The sequence below is a fragment of the Curtobacterium herbarum genome (assembly GCF_016907335.1).
GTDB classification, from domain to species: Bacteria; Actinomycetota; Actinomycetes; order Actinomycetales; family Microbacteriaceae; genus Curtobacterium; species Curtobacterium herbarum.
Genome location: NZ_JAFBBT010000001.1, coordinates 382,466 through 398,711, shown reverse-complemented (window position 1 = coordinate 398,711; position 16,246 = coordinate 382,466). Strand labels below are relative to the sequence as shown.

Sequence of the window (16,246 nt, the reverse complement as noted above, 5' to 3'; positions counted from 1 at the left end):
CTGCTCAGGAGCCCATCGTGGACGACCACTTGGCCGCCAGGACCTTCGCGGCCGCGGTCACCTGGTCGTCGGTCAGCTCGAGGTAGTCCTTCGGCGCGCCACCGGCGGCCTGCAGGGCGTCCTCGTCGACCTTGCCCGACTTCTCGAGCGCGGCGAGGGTGGACGGGAAGGCGCCGGCCTGCAGGTACAGGTTCTGCGCCGCCGGGCTGGCGATGTACTCCTGCCACAGGCGGGCGGCCGCGGGGTGCGGGGCGTCCTTGTTGATCGCCTGCGAGTAGTACGAGCCGAGCGCCTGCCCCTGGGGAACGACGGTCTTCCAGTTCTTGTTGCCCGACGCACCGGCTGCGGGGCCCCACGCCAGGTTGTTGTAGGACCACTGGATGACCACGGGGGTCTCACCCGAGGCGACCGTGGCCTGCGACGGCAGCACGTTCTGGAAGTTGCCGGCCTGCTTCAGCTTGCCGAAGTAGTCGACACCCTTGGTGATGTCGTCGGCCGAGCCACCGTTCTCGAGCGCGGCGAGGTAGACCGCGCTGGCGGCCTGGTTCGCCTGGGTGGGGTCACCGGCGATCGAGACCTTGCCCTTGTACTCGGAGCCGAGCAGGTCGCTCAGGTCCTTCGGGGCGTCCTTGATCTTGGTGGAGTCGTAGCCGATCGACATCAGGCCCGTGTAGTCGCGGGTCCAGGCGCCGTCCTTGTCCTTCAGGTTCGTGGGGATGTCGCTCCAGTTCGCGACCTTGTAGTCCGTCAGCAGCCCGAGGTTCTGCTGCAGCACCGCGTTGCCGAGGTCGAGGACGTCCGGAGCCGTCGACTGGCCCTTCTGCGACTTCACGGCGGCGACCTCGTCGGCGCTCGACCCGTTCGGGTTCGCAGAGGTGATCTTGATGCCGTACTTCTTCGTGAAGCCGTCGATGATCTTGCCGTAGTTCGCCCAGGTCGGCGGCAGCGCGATGACGTTGAGCTGCCCCTCCGCCTTGGCCGCCTTCACCAGGGCGTCCATGCCGCCGGCGCCCTGTGCGCTCGTGGCGGTCTTCCAGCTCGCGTCGCTGCTGCTCGTCGAGGCGGAGCTCGTGGCCGAGCAGCCGGCGAGGGTGACGACGGCCGCTGCGGCGAGGGCCAGTCCGGTGAGGGTGCGCTTGTACTGCACGGGGAGTGCCTTCCGTGTTCGGGTCCGACCCGAGGGCCGGTCCGGCTGGGAGCGCCGGTCGGGACGATCGTGGACGCGGCCGGTTTCCGGCCCGTGCTCGGACGGTGAACGGTGGCGGAACAGCGCGTGCGCCTGTACGGTTCCGCCAGGTCATGCACAGCCGGGTGATCGGGGCCAGTCGCATGGTCGAGCAGCCGGGAGGCCCGCATGGAGTTCACGACGACCGTCCTGCAGGCGCGGGTCACCGCCACCGGCCTGCCCGTCCCGCCCGCGGTGATCGAGGCGCTCGGCGCCGGCAAGCGGCCGGCCGTCGTGGTCACGATCGACGGCGGCTACACCTACCGGTCCACCGTCGGCGTGGTGGGCGGACAGTCCCTCGTCCCGCTCTCCGCCGAGCACCGGACCGCCTCGGGGCTCACCGCGGGGCAGACCGTGACGGTGTCGCTCGAGGTGGACGCACTCCCCCGCACGGTCGACGTGCCGGCGGACCTGGCGCAGGCGCTCGGCGACGCCGGGGTCCGGGCGGCGTTCGACGCGCTGTCGGCGTCACGGCAGCGGGCGGTCGTCGACCCGGTGGCGCAGGCGAAGGCGCCCGAGACGCGCGCGCGGCGGGTCGAGAAGGCAGTGGCGGCGCTCCGCGTGTGATCGTCCCGCGGGTCAGGCGCCGAACTCGACCAGGACGCGCGGGATCTCACCGAGCAGCTCGCTCGCCAGGTACCCCATCGGCCCGACCTGCACCGCCAGCCGGTCCCCCGCGGCGGCGTGCACCTGGGTCGCCCAGACGGTGGCCTGCGCGACGTCGGCCCCGCGGGCGAGCAGCCCGGTGATGGCGCCGGAGAGGACGTCCCCGCTGCCGCTGGTCCCGAGGCCGCCGGCGCCGGTGCCCTTCGCCCACGACCGGCCGTCCGGGGCGGCGACGACTCCGCCGAGGGACACGATGGCACCGTAGCGCTCGGCGATCTCCGCCGCGTCGGTGTGGTCGTCGGAGCAGTCCCGGCCGAGCAGTCGTTCAGCCTCGCCGGAGTTCGGGGTCATCACGAGTCGGCCGCGCAGCGGGGCGAGTTCGTCGACCAGGTCGGCGGCGACGCCGAGTGCGAAGGCGTCGAGCACGACGACCGTCTGGTCGCCCACGGCCGAGGCGAGTCCGGCGACGAGGTCGCGGCTGCCCTCGGGTTCGTCGAGCCCGGGTCCGACGAGCACCGCGTCCGCTGCACCGAGGTCGTCCGCCAGCCCCTGGACCGCGCCGACGGCGACGTGCCCGCCGTCGTCCTCGGGGAGCGGCTGCACGCCGGACTCGGGCAGGGCGACCGCGACGTGCGGGGCGACGCTCTCGGCGACCGCGAGGGTCAGACGCCCACCGCCGACGCGCAGGGCTGCGGTCGCCGAGAGCATCGCGGCACCCGGGGTCTTGGCGGCGCCACCGACGACGAGCACCTGGCCGCGGCCGTACTTGCTGCCGCCGACCTCGGGCAGCGCCCACTCGCGGAGCAGGTTCGGGGTGACGGGGATCGGCTCAGACACGGGTGTCGTCCTTCCGGCCGTCGTGTTCGGTGACGACGGCGGCGGGGTCCGCGTCGAGGTGTCCGGTGCCGGAGAACTCCTCGAGCGTCCAGGCGCCGCCGAGTGTGTCGCGGCGGAGTCGGGTGAGTGAGGCGTTCGCGACCGTGTGGTCCTCGGCGAACGCCATCAGCTCGGGCTCGTCGAGGTCCAGGCACACGGCGAGGGCGAGCATGACGACGGCGTCGTGGGCGGCGATGACGAGACGCTCGGCGTCCTGGATGCGGTCGACGTCGGCGAACAGGGTGCGGAGCCGGAGCTTCACGTCGGCCCAGGACTCGCCGCCCGCCGGTCGGTGGTAGTACTTGCCGAGCCACTGCCGACGCTGTTCCTCGTCGGGGTGCAGGTTCGCGGACCCGGTGCGGGTGAGTCGGTCGAGGACGCCGAGTTCGCGGTCGCGCAGGCGCTCGTCGACGCGCCGTGGGGGCTCGGCGAGTCCGCCGGCCTCGAGCGCGATGCCGATCGTCTGCTGCGCGCGACGGTACGGCGACACCCAGAGCACGACGGGGACGTCGTCGATCCCGCGCTCGGCGAGTTCGGTCCCGAGGGCCCGCGACTGCTCCTCGCCGAGGGGGCTCAGCGGCACGTCGGCGTCCCGGTGGTCCACCTCGATCACGTCGGCACCCGCGGCGTGGGCGCGGGCTGCTGCGACGTTCGCGGTGGACTCGCCGTGACGGACGAGCCAGATCTCGGTGACGGCCATGGCCGCGACGCTAGCCGGGAGGCGCTGGGCCGGTTCACGGGCGGGTGGCGGCCCGCCGCCACGCGCGACCACGGCCCAGAGACAACAGCACAGGCCCAGGGCACACAGCACGGCACCGCCCGTCCGGAGACGAGCGGTGCCGTGTGCTGTGCGACTGGTGCGACTCGGGGTCAGACCCGGGCTGCGCGACGACGTCGGGCGACGACGGTCAGGCCGATACCCGCGGCCAGCAGCACGCCGGCGATGCTCAGCGGGACGGTCGGGTCACTGCCGGTGAAGGCCAGCGTCCCGGTCGGGGTCCGCCCGTTGCCGGTACCCGCGCCGGCGGTCGGGCTGCCGGTCGGGGTCGTCCCGGCCGGCGTGGTGGCGGTCGGCGTCGGCGTGGTGGGCGTCGGCGACGGTGCCGGAGTGGTCGGCGTCGGGGTGGGGGTCGGCGTGGGGGTCACGACCCGGACGGTGACCACCTGGGTGTCGGCCGGTCCGGTGCCGTTCGAGGCGGTGATCGTCACGGTCGAGGAACCCGGGGCGGTCGGGGTGCCGGAGATGACGCCGGTGGTGCTGTTGATCGTCAGGCCGGCCGGCAGACCCGTGGCGGTGAAGGTCGGGGTCGGGGTGCTGGTGGCGGTCACGGTGTAGCTGTACGGCTGACCCGTGGTCGCGGCCGTCGGCGTGCCGGAGGTGATCGTCGGCGCGACGGTCGGCGTGGGGGTGGTGGGCGGCGGGCAGCTCTGCGCCGGGGTGATCGTGTTCGTGTCGAGCGTCACGGCGCCGTTCAGCGCGAGCAGGCGGCCCTGGACGGTCGCTCCGGTGGCAGCGGTCACGGAGGTGTTCGCGAGGACGGTGCCCTGGAACTGCGACGTGGTCTGGATGGTCGCGGAACTGCCGACCTGCCAGAAGACGTTGCACGAGCTCGCGCCACCGGTGATCAGGATGCGGGTGCCGCTCCCGATCGTCAGCGACGAGGCCGCCTGGAACACCCAGGTCGACTGCGCGTTGCCGTTCAGGGTGAGGGTGTTGTTGTCCGACAGGTTCAGCGCGCCACCGGAGTAGACACCCGGCACGAGCGGTGCGCGGTTGTCGAGGTCGGTGACGTCGACGCCGTTCGGCTGGAGCGCCGCGGCGGTGTTGTACGCGACCAGGGCGTCCTGCTGCGCCTGCGCCGCCTCGGTCCGGGTGCGGGTGGTGCCGTTGACGACGCCGTTCGGTGCCGCTCCGAACCCAGTGATCGAGGTTCCCGGGTACACGCCGAGGTCGCCGTTGACGACGGTCGGGCCGGTGTTGGTGACGGCGCTGCCGCCGAGGACGCCGTAGGTCGCCGCGGTCCCGAGCTTGACGGGGCCGTCGATCTCGGTGGCGGCGGAGGCGCCGGAGGACGCCATGAGGACGAGCGACGCTGCGAGGCCGAGCGCGGCACCGCCCGTCATGACTCTGCGGACGAACGGGGAGGTGGCCATGGTGGAACCTGACTGGTTGAGGGAGAAGCACAGTGCGACCGTCGACGACGCGCGCATGATCTCCGTCTCCGAAGTATGCGCCCGCTCGTCCCTGATCGGGGAAGAAGCCGGAAAGCGCGGTGCTGATCGGACACATTCCCAGGCTGTTGGTCCGCAGACGGCCGATCGGGGTGCATACTGCCCCCCTTCTTGGGGACACACCACGGTGGCGGCGCTGTACCCCGGCGCACGAGCGGCGCCGGACGGGTGCACCCAGAGCCCCGTCCGACGCCGCGGTCTCGCGTCCGCCCTAGGCCCGCCGGATGCGCAGGGTGACGAGCTCGAAGGGCCGCAGGGTCAGGACCACGGGTGTGCCGTCGTCCCAGGGACCGACCCCGTCCAGCGGGCGTTCGAGCAGGTCGACCCGGGTCACCCCGGCGACGGCGAACCCGAAGTCGACGCCCACGTCGGTCGCCCGGCCGCCGAGCGCCTCGTAGAGCCGGACGACGACGTCGCCGGAGCGGTCCTCGGCGAGCTTCACGGCCTCGACGAACACCTGCGGCGAGGACACCGTCACGAGCGGCTCGACGGCACGGTCCCCCGGCACGGCACGGACCGGCAGGTTGAGCCGGTACCCGGAGTCCGCCGCGTCGAGCACCGAGGCGCCGACCCGCAGGACGGTCCGGAACACGTGGTGGCCCTGGTCGGCCTCGGGGTCGGGGAACTTCGGCCCGCGCACCAGCGACTCCCGCACCTGCGTCGTGGTGCCGCCGTCCGCGCGCGTGCGTCGTGTGACGTCGTGCCCGTAGGTGGAGTCGTTCGCGACGGCGACCCCGAACCCCGGCTCGGCGACGTGCACCCAGCGGTGCGCGCTCGTCTCGAAGCGGGCGAAGTCCCACGAGGTGTTCTGGTGTGTCGGCCGATCGATGTGCCCGAACTGGATCTCGCTCGAGGCCTGGTCGGCCTTGAGGTCGAGCGGGAACGACAGCTTCAGCAGTTTCTGCTGCTCGTGCCAGTCGGCCTCGGTCTCGACGACGATCTCCGGCTGCCCCTGGGTCGCGGTGTACCGGGTGGTGACGGTGGAGCGGCCGAACGGGCGGACCACGACGAGTTCGTCCCCCTCGACGGTGACGCTCGTCGCCTGCAGCACCGATCCGTGCCGCTGGTAGGCACGGTCGATGTCCCACGCCTCCCACTGGTTCGGGGTGTCCCGGAACACGGTGTACTCGGCGGCGGCCTCGCCCGGCGCGACGGCGTCGCGGCCGGTCGCGTGGTCGACGAGCGAGACGACGTGCCCGGCCGCGTCGATGGTCGCCACGACCGCGCCCGTGTCGAGGACGAAGCGGTCGCCGTCCCGGACGGGAGGCACGGGTCGCGCCGCGTCGACGGGCTCGGCACCCAGCGCGCGGACGCCGTCGGCGGCGACCGGGGACGCGTTGAACCGGACGTGCGTGGCGGGGGCGGGCGTGCCTCCCGGCTCGTCTGCGGTGTCGGGGGCCGGACCGCCGGTGGCGAGGGCGGTCGTCGCGGTGCCGATCAGTTCCTCGAGGACCCCGGCGACGCGGGCGTACTCGGCCTCGGCGTTCTCGTAGACCCAGGCGATCGACGAGCCGGGCAGGATGTCGTGGAACTGCTGCAGCAGCACGGTGTGCCAGGCGGACTCGAGTGCGTCGTACGGGTACTCCTGGTCGAGCCGGACGGCCGCGGTCGTCGCCCAGAGCTCGGCCTCGCGGAGCAGGTGCTCGGAGCGGCGGTTGCCCTGCTTCGTGCGGATCTGCGACGTGTACGTGCCGCGGTGGAACTCGAGGTACATCTCGCCGGACCACACGCCGGGGGTGGGCAGCTGGCGCTCGAGCTCCGCGAACACCTCGGCCGGGGTGCCGAGCTCGACCCGGGGTGAGCCGTCCAGGTCGTGCTGCCGGCGGGCGGCGGCGACCATCTCGCGCGTGGGACCACCACCGCCGTCCCCGAAGCCGTAGAGCAGCATCGAGGTGTTCGCGACGCCGCGCTCCTTGTTGTTCCGTTCGCCGCGGTGCAGGTCGGCGGGCGAGACGTCCGAGTTGTACGTGTCCGCCGGCGGCAGGTGGGTGAGGACCCGGGAGCCGTCGATGCCCTCCCACAGGAACGAGGTGTGCGGGATGACGTTCGTCTCGTTCCACGACGGCTTCTGCGTGACGAACCACTTCGAGCCCGCGGCCCGGACGATCTGCGGCAGGGCGCCGGTGTAGCCGAACGAGTCGGGGAGCCAGGCCTCGGGGGTGTCGACGCCGAACTCCTCCAGGAAGAACCGCTTGCCGGCGACGAACTGGCGGGCCAGGGCCTCGCCGCCGGGCAGGTTCGTGTCGGACTCGACCCACATGCCGCCGACCGGGATCCACCGGCCCTCGGCGACGCGCTCCCTGATGCGGGCGAACACCTCGGGGTACTCGTCGCGGATCCAGGCGTACTGCTGCGCGGACGAGCAGGCGAAGGTGAAGTCGGGGTCGCGGTCCATCAGGTCGAGCACGTTCGAGAAGGTGCGGGCGCACTTGCGCTTCGTCTCGCGCACCGGCCACAGCCAGGCGGAGTCGATGTGCGCGTGCCCGACCGCGATCGCCCGGTGCGCCGACCCGCTGGCGGGGACGGCGAGCGCGTCGGCCAGCACGGCCCGGGCGTCGGCGGCGGTGCCGGCCACGTCGTCGGGGTCGAGCGCGTCCGCGGCCCGTTCGAGGACGCGGAGGACGTCGGCGCCGCGGGTGCCGTCGGTCGGCAGTTCCGCCATCAGACCGCGGAGCACCCAGAGGTCCTGCTGCAGCTCCCAGACGGTGTCGTCGCGCTCGACGACCTCGAGGGCGTGGAGCCGGTAGATGGGGGTGTCGCCGGCGGTGTGCTTCGATCCGAGCGGGGTCGCGCCCTGGAACGAGTCGCCGCCGATGTCCGGGTTCGCGCCGGCCTCGATGTAGAGCTCGAACGACTCCCCCGGACCGACCTGCAGCGGGACGCTGTCGTTGAGCGGCTCGATGGCCTTGATCGTGGAGCCGTCCGGACGCCAGGCGAGCCCCTCGGCCTGGAAGCCGGCCTGCCGCTTGGTGAACCCGAGGTCGACGTGGAGTTCGGCGGTGGTGCCGTCGGTGGTGCCGAAGTCGGCGGGGACGGTGCCGGTGACCTTGAACCAGGTGGTGCCCCACGGCCGGCCGCCCCACGGGGAGCCGACGGTGAACGGTTCGTACTGCTGGGTGACGGCCTCGGCGAAGGGCACGGGTTCGTCGGGGACCTGCCAGGCCTCGACCGTGACCGGCGAGGCGCGGCGGTGGACGTTCGGGTCGACGCGGTCCCGCACGAGTCGTGCGATCCGGGCCTCGACGAGGGGTTCGTCCTGGTGCATGGAGCGGTTCCTTTCAGAGCGCGTGCGCGGCGCTGCGCCCGCGTGCGTGGCGTGGATGGGGGTGCGGTCCGTCAGCCCTTGATGCCGCCGGCCAGGGCGTTGCCGCCGCCGAGACCCCGGGACACGAGGACGTAGAGGGCGATGACGGGCACCGAGTAGACGATCGAGAACGCGGCGAGCTGCCCGTAGGCCACCGCCCCGTTCTGGCCGAAGAAGTTGAAGATGCTCACCGCGGCGGGCACCTTGTCGGGCGAGAGCAGCAGGACGAAGGGGACGAAGAAGTTCCCCCACGCCTGGATGAACACGAAGATGAACACCACGGCGATGCCCGGACGCATCAGCGGGATGACGATCCGCCACAGCGTCGTGAACATCGAGGCTCCGTCGGTCCAGGCCGCTTCCTCGAGGGAGATCGGGACCGCGTCCATGAAGTTCTTCGCCATCCAGATCGCCATCGGCAGGCTGGTCGCGGCGAGGAAGAAGATGCAGCCGTAGATGTTGTCGATGAGGTTGAGCGACACGAACAGTGCGTAGACCGGCACCATCATCGCGGTGATCGGCAGGCCGGTGCCGAACAGGATGCTGTACAGGAACGGCTTGTTGACCCGCATCTTGTACCGGGACAGCGGGTACGCGGCGAGGATCGCGACGACGACCGTGACGACCGCCGTCCCGCCGGAGAGCAGCAGGCTGTTGGCGAGCGGGATGAAGGACAGCTCCGGGGTGAGCACCTTCGTGAAGTTGTCGAACGTGAACTGCGACGGCAGCTTCACCGACAGCGAGGCCTGGGCGTCGAACGACGCGAACACGAGCCAGAGCAGCGGCACCGCGAAGCAGACCGCGATGACGAGCAGCACGGTGTTCGCCACCCACCGCATGGTCCGGCCGCGCGGCGAGGTCATGTGCAGCGAGCCCGGCGCGGTCACCGAACGGGTCGTGGTCTGGTCGAGGGACGGTGCTGTGATGGCCATCAGTCCACCTCCGGCTTGAGCGCCCGGATGTAGATGATCGAGAAGACCGCCCCCACCACGAGCAGGATGGTCGCGATCGCCGTCCCGAAGCCGAGCTGCGAGAACTTGAACGCCTCCTGGTACGCCAGGATCGGCAGGGTCGACGAGTTGGTGCCCGGCCCGCCACCGGTCATCACGAAGATGAGGGTGAAGACGGACAGGGTCTGCAGCGTCGTCAGCATGAGGTTCGTGGAGATGCTCCGGCGGATCACGGGCAGCGTGATGAAGACGAGTCGCTGCCATCCGGTGGCGCCGTCGACCTCGGCCGACTCGGTGATCTCCTCGGGGACCTCCTGCACGGCGGCCGAGTACACGAGCATCGAGAACGCGGTGCCGCGCCAGATGTTCGCCAGGATGATCGCGACCATCGGGAACGTGTAGAGCCAGTTCGCCCCGGTGATGCCGAACACCGACAGGAACGAGTTCAGCGTCCCCTCGTCGTTGAAGAACGCGTACGCCGCGAACGACGCCACGATCTCGGGCAGGACCCAGGCCGCGACGACGAAGGTGCCGACGATCGAGCGGACGACCTTGTTCGCCGCACGCATCAGCAGCGCCAGGCCGAGTCCGAGGACGTTCTGCCCGACCACCGCCGAGGCCAGCAGGAACACCACGGTCAGGATGACGGACTTCGGGAAGTCCTTGTCCTGGAAGAGCTCGACGTAGTTCTTCATGCCGACGAACTGCTGGTCGGCAGCGCCGGCACCGGTCAGGGCCGAGTTCGTGAACGACCCGTAGAACGACGAGATGACGGGGCCGAGCAGGAAGATGACGAGCAGGACGAGGGCGGGCAGGAGCGGGACCGCTCGGCCGACGTTGCGGAGCGTCTTGCGCTTCCGTGGGACGGGAGGGTCGGTGCGTCTCGGCGCACCGGGCGCCGGGACCACCGGCGCGAGGGGAGTGCTGGTCATGCTGGGTGCCTTCCAGAACAGCTCACGGTGATGAGGGGGTCGGGACGGGAGGCGCGGTGCGGGCTGGCACCGCGCCTCCCGTCCCGACGGTGGTCGGGTCAGGACACGGTCGCGTCAGCGCGCGGAGACCGTGTGCTCCTTGCCGACCACGCCGACCACGGCGTCGTCGTAGGCGGCGGCCGCTTCCTTCGGCGACTGCTGTCCGGTCATCACCGACTCCATGGCGACCTGGATGGCGTTCGAGATCTGCGAGTAGTCACTCGTGGCGGGGCGGAAGTTCGTGTGCTCCACCAGGCCCGAGAAGAACTTGAACGTCGGGTTGGCGCCGGTGTACTCCGGGTCCTCGGCGACGTCCTTGCGGACCGCGATCTGGCTGTTCTCGGAGTCGTACTTCAGCGAACCGTCCTTGTTGAGGAAGGTGGTGATGAAGTCGAACGCCGCCTGCGGGTTCTTCGTCTTGGCGCCGACCGCCAGGGTCCAGCCACCGGACATGCTGTTGTAGCCGGGCTCCTGGCCGTTCTGGGTCGGCATCGCGGCCTGGCCCATCACGTCGTTCCACTCGGCCCACGGCGCGGTCCCGGACTTCAGCCACGTGCCGGACTGCCACGAGCCGTCCAGGTCGATCGCGAGCTTGCCCTTCGGCAGCCACGTCTGGGCGATGGTGGTGCCGACGTTGGGGTCGAGCGCCTGCTGCGGTGTCGGGCCGAGGTCGCCCTGGTAGACGTCCTTCACGAACTGCAGCGAGTCCTGGAACTGCTTCGAGCCCGTGACCCACTTCTTGTCCTTGTAGAGCGTGTTGCCGGAGCCGTCCGCGCCGTACAGCAGCATCTCGAAGCCCTGCATGGTGGACGCTTCGCCCTGCGCCTTGCCCGAGTACATGTTGAACGGGATGGTGTCCGGTGACTTGTCCTTGATGGTCTTCGCGGCGGCGAGCACGTCGTCCCAGGTCTTGGGCTGCCACGGAACGGGCAGGCCGACCTTCTTGAAGATGTCCTTGTTGTACCAGAGGGCCCGGGTGTCGGTGCCCATCGGGACGCCGTAGGTCTTGCCGTCCACGCCCTCGCCGGCCTGCTTGGCGTTGTTGTAGAACTGGTCCCAGTCCTTCCACTTCGCCGTGTACTTGTCGAGCGGCAGGAGGTACCCGGCCTGGGCGTCGGCCTTGACGAGGAAGGTGTCCTCGTACATGACGTCGGGTGCGGTGGCGGGCGCCTTGTTCATCAGCGCGAGCTTCGTGTAGTAGTCGTTGCCCTGGGCCTGGATCGGGACGAGCGTGACGGTCTTGCCCGGGTTGGCCTTCTCGTAGTCCTTCTTGACGACCTTCATCTGGGCGTCGAGCTGCTGGAAGGCACCGTACTTCTGGTACGCGATCTTGATGGTGTCACTCGAGGCGGACCCCGAGCTCGAGCAGCCTGCGAGACCCACTGCGGCGACTGCCACGGCTGCGAGTCCGGCGATGATGCGGGTGCGTTTCATCGGTGCTCCTTTGCACGGGTGAAGGTCGCGGACTCCGTTGCCCGCGTTGCGCAGTTAGTCCACCGTATGGACTAAACGGTGTCAAGACATGGGCGCAAAGTGCGTCCGGTTCGTGATCTGCCGCGCCCGGCCGGGCGGGCTGACGGCCGATTTCGCGCCGGGCGACAGTCCGCGGGCGGCGACCGGCGAGCCGTGTCGCTGGGCGCGAACGCGGCCACGGGCGGCGGCGAACGGGCCGCGCCGAGCCTCGGCGCTGCGGACAGAACTCGGCGCCCGGAGGCCGCAATCTGTCCGCCAGGGCGAGCCTCGGCGGGCCGCCCGGCCCGGCGGACCGGCCCGCCGGCGGGCCGGCGGACCGGCGGACCGGCGGCGCCCGGCGGCGACGCGCGCGCCGAGCCTCGCCGCTGCGGACAGAACTCGGGGCCAGGAGGCCGCGATGTGTCCGCCAGGGCGAGGCTCGGCGCTGCGGACAGAACTCGGGGTCAGGAGGCCGCAACGTGTCCGCCAGGGCGAGGCTCGGTGCGCGGAGGCCCGCGCGCACGACGGACGGGAGGCGCCCCACCGGCTGGTGGGGCGCCTCCCGTCCGTCGGTGGGACGGCTACTCGGCGGTCCGCCGGCGACGACGGGCGACCAACAGGCCAGCGCCGAGCGCGAGGAGCAGGAGCGCCGCGGCGCTGCCCGACGCGAGTTCGGCACCGGTGAACGCCAGCTGCCCGGTACCCGCTGTCGTGATCGTGATCGGCGACCACCCGATCAGGACACCGTCCGCTCCGACGACCGCGATCCGGTGCGCGCCGGCTGTGGTATCGGCGGGGATCGTGACCTGGACCGAACCGTCGGCGGCGACGACCGGTGTGCCGATGAGGACCGGGGCCGAGTACAGGAACACGGCGACGCGTTCACCGGCGTGCCCGCGGCCCATCGTGACCGTGATCGTCTGGCCCGCGCGGGCCGAGGCCGGGGCGCTGATGCCACCGCGGTTCGCCGACGTCAGGGACGACTGGTCCGGCGCACCGGGGGTCGGGACCGACGGGCTCGGCGTCGACGGGCTCGGGGCCGACGGGTTCGGTGACGGAGCCGGGGTGGTCGGCGTCGGGGCGCCTCCGCCGTCGCCGCCGCCGGGGGTCGGGGTCGGAGCGGTGTCCTCGGTGCACGGGAACGTCCCGGTGCGGAGCGAGGAGCCGTCGGTGTCGTTGTCGTCGGCGTAGAACGTGGCTCGCTCCCCGTCGGTGCAGACGTCCGAGATCGCGAAGCCCTCGTTGGCCAGGTCACGCGCCGCACCGGACGGTGCGTCGTACACGGTCGCCGCGGTGAACGCACCGTCCTGCACGTCGAACAGGGCGGTGCGGCCAGCGCAGGCGTCGTCGCAGACCACCCAGAGCGCGTCGAGCGTCGGGTCGAACTGGACCTCGGCCACGACGGCGAACGGGGTGGCGATCGTCGCGATCCGCTTCGACGACCCGTCGTCCATCAGGGCGTAGGCGTACACGCTCGCGGTGCCCTCGACGCCGACGAAGAACAGCCCGTCGCCGTGCCCGGAGTACCGCGTCGGCGAGTAGGCCGCGCCGGTGCTCTCGTCGACGAAGCCCTGTTCGGTGAGCCAGGAGTCCGGCACCCAGGTGACGCCCTCGAGTCCGGCGTTCGCGCCGAGCCCCGGGAAGTCGCCGGCCAGGTTCCACTCGTCGGTGGCGTTCAGCGTGCGCTCCGAGCCGTCGTCGGTGGCGAAGCGCAGGACCGCGGGACGGCTGGTCGAGGACATCTCGTCGTCCCGCTCGGTCGACACGTAGACCGCGCCGGGGTCGTCCGCGGTGACGGTCACGCCCTCGGCGTCCGGGGTGCCGGAACCGTCGGCGTAGTGCAGCGTGGTGCCGGTCGCGTTCGACGGCGCCCAGCCGCCCGCACCGTCGGAGGCCATGCGGTAGAGCAGCCCGTCGCCGTTCTGCACGCCCCACAGCACGCCGCCGCCGACGGCCGTGCGGGACGACTGCCAGTCGAGGCCGCTGAGGTCACCCGAGAAGGTGTCCGCGTCGTCGAGCACGCGCTCGTCGGGGCCACCGGGCCAGGGCTCGGCGGTGACGACTCCGGCGAAGGTGTTCGCGGTGCCCTTCGTCGCCGCGGACGTCTGGGCGAAGTCACCGGTACCGTCTGGGTTGCGGCCGTACGTCACGTCGGCGTGCTTCGTCCAGCTCGTCGCGTCGACCAGGACACCGGCCGGGGTCGAGAGGCGTGCGGAGTCCGCGCCGCCGAGCCCGAAGCCGAAGTCGGCCTCGTCGAGGACCGTGAACCCGCCCGGGGCGATGGTCGTGCCGGCCGGGATCGCGTACGCGTGGGTGTCGTCGTCGTCCTGGAACACGTACCCGCCGAGGTCGACCGCCGTCGTGCCGGTGTTGGTCAGCTCGACCCAGTCGCCCGGGGTGCCGTCCTTCGACTCGACCTCGTTGATCCGGATGGGCGAGGAGCAGTCGTTCGCCGCGCTCTTCGTCGAGCTGGTCGTGTCGACGAGCGGGCCGGTGCCGTCCGGGCAGCGGCCGTAGGTCACGTCGGCGTGGGCCTCGTAGGCGTACGACAGGACCGGGGCGGCGGTGGTGTCGAAGAAGCGGACCTCGTCGGGGCTGCCGAGCCCGAAGCCGAAGCCGTCCGTGGTGGTCGACTTCTCGTCCACCACGAGGTACCCGCCCGGTGCGACGACGCTGCCGGCCGGCAGGACGTACCGGGTGTGCTCGTCGCTGTCGTCGAGCATCGACCATCCGCTGACGTCGGCGGCGACCGTCGCGGTGTTGCGGAGCTCGACCCAGTCGGTGTCGTCGCCGTTCGACTCGACCTCGTTTATGACGATCCCGTTGGCGGCGGGTGCGGCCGACGCGGCGGGTGTGGTCGGGGCGGCGGTCGGCGTCGGGGCTGCGGAGGCCGGTGTGACCGCGAGGACGCCGGCCGCGACGACCAGGCCGGTCGCGATCGAGGCGCCGAGACGCAGGGCGGTAGGGCGCATGGAGGTCCTTCGGTGTCGGGGAACCTGCACGACTGTTCAGCATCCACAGAACCGCCCGGTGACGCCCGGGTGAACGGACGGGGTCGCCGGCGCGCGCGGCGGCAGCGCCGCCAGCAGCGCAGCAGCGCTGGCCGAGCCTCGGCCCCGCGGACATCTTCCGCGCTCGAAGCGCCGCAGGATGTCCGCCAGCGCGAGCCTCGGCGGCGACGCGGCGCCCGACCGGCCGCGGCGGCCGGCCGGCGGCGGCGGCCGGCGGCCGGCGGCCGGCGGCCGGCGGCCGCGCTCAGTGCGCGATGAGCATCGTGCTCGCCCGCGGCGACAGGGCCGCGTCGAGCACCAGGCAGGCCGCCCCGACCGCGGCGACGTCGGTGCCCCGTCGGCTCTCGACGACGGTCACCGGGTGCTTCGGCACGAGGATCGGCGAACCGGAGATCGCAGCCGTCGCAGCCGGGAGGGCCGTGGCACTGATCCGCGACCAGAACGGTCCGCCGAACACCACCCGGTCGAGGTCGAGCAGGTTCACGATGACGACGACGGCCCGCCCCATCACCGTGCCGATCTCCGCCGCGAGGGCCTGCGCCGCCGGGTCCCCCGCCGCGATGGCTGCACCGAGGGCGTCCCACGCTCGGTCGACGGCCGCCAGGTCCACCGCGATGCTGTCGTCGGGCAGGCCAGCCCCGGACGCCCCGTCGTCGGTCGCCCCGTCGCCCGGCAGGCCAGCCCCGGACACCCCGTCGTCGGGCAGGCCGTCGCCCAGCGCGATCCCCCGCTCGAGCGCGATCCGCACCAGCCGGTCGGGCATCACCGTCGCGCCGACCTCGCCGCGCGTCCCGTCCCCGTCGGCGGTCCCGGCGAGCGAGCCCTGGTCGATCATGATGTGGCCGGCGTCCCCGGCGTTGGCGCCCGAGCCGCGGACGGGCTCGTGGTCGACGACGAGCCCGACGCCGAACCCGGTGCCGAAGTACACGAACGCGAAGTCCCGGGCCGCCGCACCCCGCTCGAGGAACACCTCGCCCACGGCCGCAGCGGTGACGTCCTTCTCGAGGAGCACCGGGTAGCCGGTCGCGTCACCCAGGGCGTCCCGCAGCGCGACGTCCCGCCACCGCGGCAGGAACGGCGGGTCGAGCACGACGCCGGCGGCCGCGTCGATCGGCCCCGGCGACGCGATGCCGACACCGAGCACGCTGTCCGGGGCGACCCCGGAGCGGCGGACCAGCCCGTCGACGGCGGCCGCCATCGTCCGGACGACCTGGTCCGGGTCCTCGGCGTTCGGGGTGGAGGTGGTGGTCTCGGCGACGACCGCGCCAACCAGGTCGAGCAGCACGTAGGTGACGACCGCGGGGTCGACGTGCACCCCGATCGCGAACCGGCTGCGCGCCTCCAGTCGGAGGATCGTGCGCGGCTTGCCGCGACCGGACACGACGGTGCCGGACTCGACGATCATGCCGGCGTCGATGAGGAACCGGGTGACGTTCGACACGGTCTGCGGGCTGAGGCCGGTCCGGGCGGCGAGCTCGACGCGGCTCAGACCGTCGCGCGACCGGCGGACGGCGTCGAGCACGACCGTGCGGTTGAACCCGCCCAGCGACGGCAGGTTCGCCCCGCGCCGATGCTCCGCCATCTGGCGACCATACCGCCGGTGACATGCGCCGTGCGAC

General features: G+C 72.1%; 11 protein-coding genes. 1 reads left to right on the top strand and 10 read right to left on the bottom strand.

Going from position 1 to position 16,246, the window contains the following annotated elements; translation table 11 throughout:
• Positions 1 to 4 precede the first annotated feature (4 nt).
• Positions 5 to 1,147 (bottom strand): ABC transporter substrate-binding protein, encoded by a 1,143-nt coding sequence (locus tag JOD51_RS01995; protein WP_204606810.1) that lies wholly within the window; start codon positions 1,145 to 1,147, stop codon positions 5 to 7.
• 207 nt (positions 1,148 to 1,354) lie between these two features.
• Between JOD51_RS01995 and JOD51_RS01990 the strand changes: the two genes are divergently transcribed.
• Positions 1,355 to 1,792, top strand: a complete 438-nt coding sequence (locus JOD51_RS01990) for a YdeI/OmpD-associated family protein (RefSeq protein WP_204606809.1) — start codon at positions 1,355 to 1,357, stop codon at positions 1,790 to 1,792.
• Positions 1,793 to 1,804: 12 nt separating this feature from the next.
• On the opposite strand, the gene JOD51_RS01985 is transcribed toward JOD51_RS01990, so the two are convergent.
• The 9 genes from JOD51_RS01985 to JOD51_RS01945 form a co-directional block, all read right to left on the bottom strand.
• Entirely contained in the window at positions 1,805 to 2,668 is an 864-nt protein-coding gene (locus JOD51_RS01985; RefSeq protein ID WP_204606808.1) for an NAD(P)H-hydrate dehydratase, read from the bottom strand.
• Complete coding sequence (locus JOD51_RS01980; RefSeq protein ID WP_204606807.1) at positions 2,661 to 3,407, bottom strand: histidine phosphatase family protein; 747 nt, start codon at positions 3,405 to 3,407, stop codon at positions 2,661 to 2,663. Before JOD51_RS01980 ends, JOD51_RS01985 begins: the two co-directional genes overlap by 8 nt.
• 170 nt (positions 3,408 to 3,577) lie before the next feature.
• Positions 3,578 to 4,861 carry an ice-binding family protein gene (locus JOD51_RS01975; protein WP_204606806.1) on the bottom strand — a complete coding sequence of 428 codons (1,284 nt, stop codon included), beginning with the start codon at positions 4,859 to 4,861 and terminating at the stop codon, positions 3,578 to 3,580.
• A 289-nt stretch (positions 4,862 to 5,150) separates the two neighbouring features.
• Entirely contained in the window at positions 5,151 to 8,204 is a 3,054-nt protein-coding gene (locus tag JOD51_RS01970; RefSeq protein WP_204606805.1) for an alpha-mannosidase, read from the bottom strand.
• 71 nt (positions 8,205 to 8,275) lie between these two features.
• Positions 8,276 to 9,106 (bottom strand): carbohydrate ABC transporter permease, encoded by an 831-nt coding sequence (locus tag JOD51_RS01965; protein WP_204610697.1) that lies wholly within the window; start codon positions 9,104 to 9,106, stop codon positions 8,276 to 8,278.
• A gap of 68 nt (positions 9,107 to 9,174) precedes the next feature.
• Positions 9,175 to 10,125, bottom strand: a complete 951-nt coding sequence (locus JOD51_RS01960) for a carbohydrate ABC transporter permease (RefSeq protein ID WP_204606804.1) — start codon at positions 10,123 to 10,125, stop codon at positions 9,175 to 9,177.
• A 114-nt stretch (positions 10,126 to 10,239) separates the two neighbouring features.
• Positions 10,240 to 11,598 (bottom strand): extracellular solute-binding protein, encoded by a 1,359-nt coding sequence (locus JOD51_RS01955; protein ID WP_204606803.1) that lies wholly within the window; start codon positions 11,596 to 11,598, stop codon positions 10,240 to 10,242.
• A 599-nt stretch (positions 11,599 to 12,197) separates the two neighbouring features.
• Positions 12,198 to 14,588 carry a lamin tail domain-containing protein gene (locus tag JOD51_RS17270; RefSeq protein WP_204606802.1) on the bottom strand — a complete coding sequence of 797 codons (2,391 nt, stop codon included), beginning with the start codon at positions 14,586 to 14,588 and terminating at the stop codon, positions 12,198 to 12,200.
• Between the two features lie 283 nt (positions 14,589 to 14,871).
• Positions 14,872 to 16,209, bottom strand: coding sequence for an ROK family transcriptional regulator (locus JOD51_RS01945; RefSeq protein WP_204606801.1), 1,338 nt, complete (start codon positions 16,207 to 16,209; stop codon positions 14,872 to 14,874).
• Positions 16,210 to 16,246: the final 37 nt, after the last annotated feature.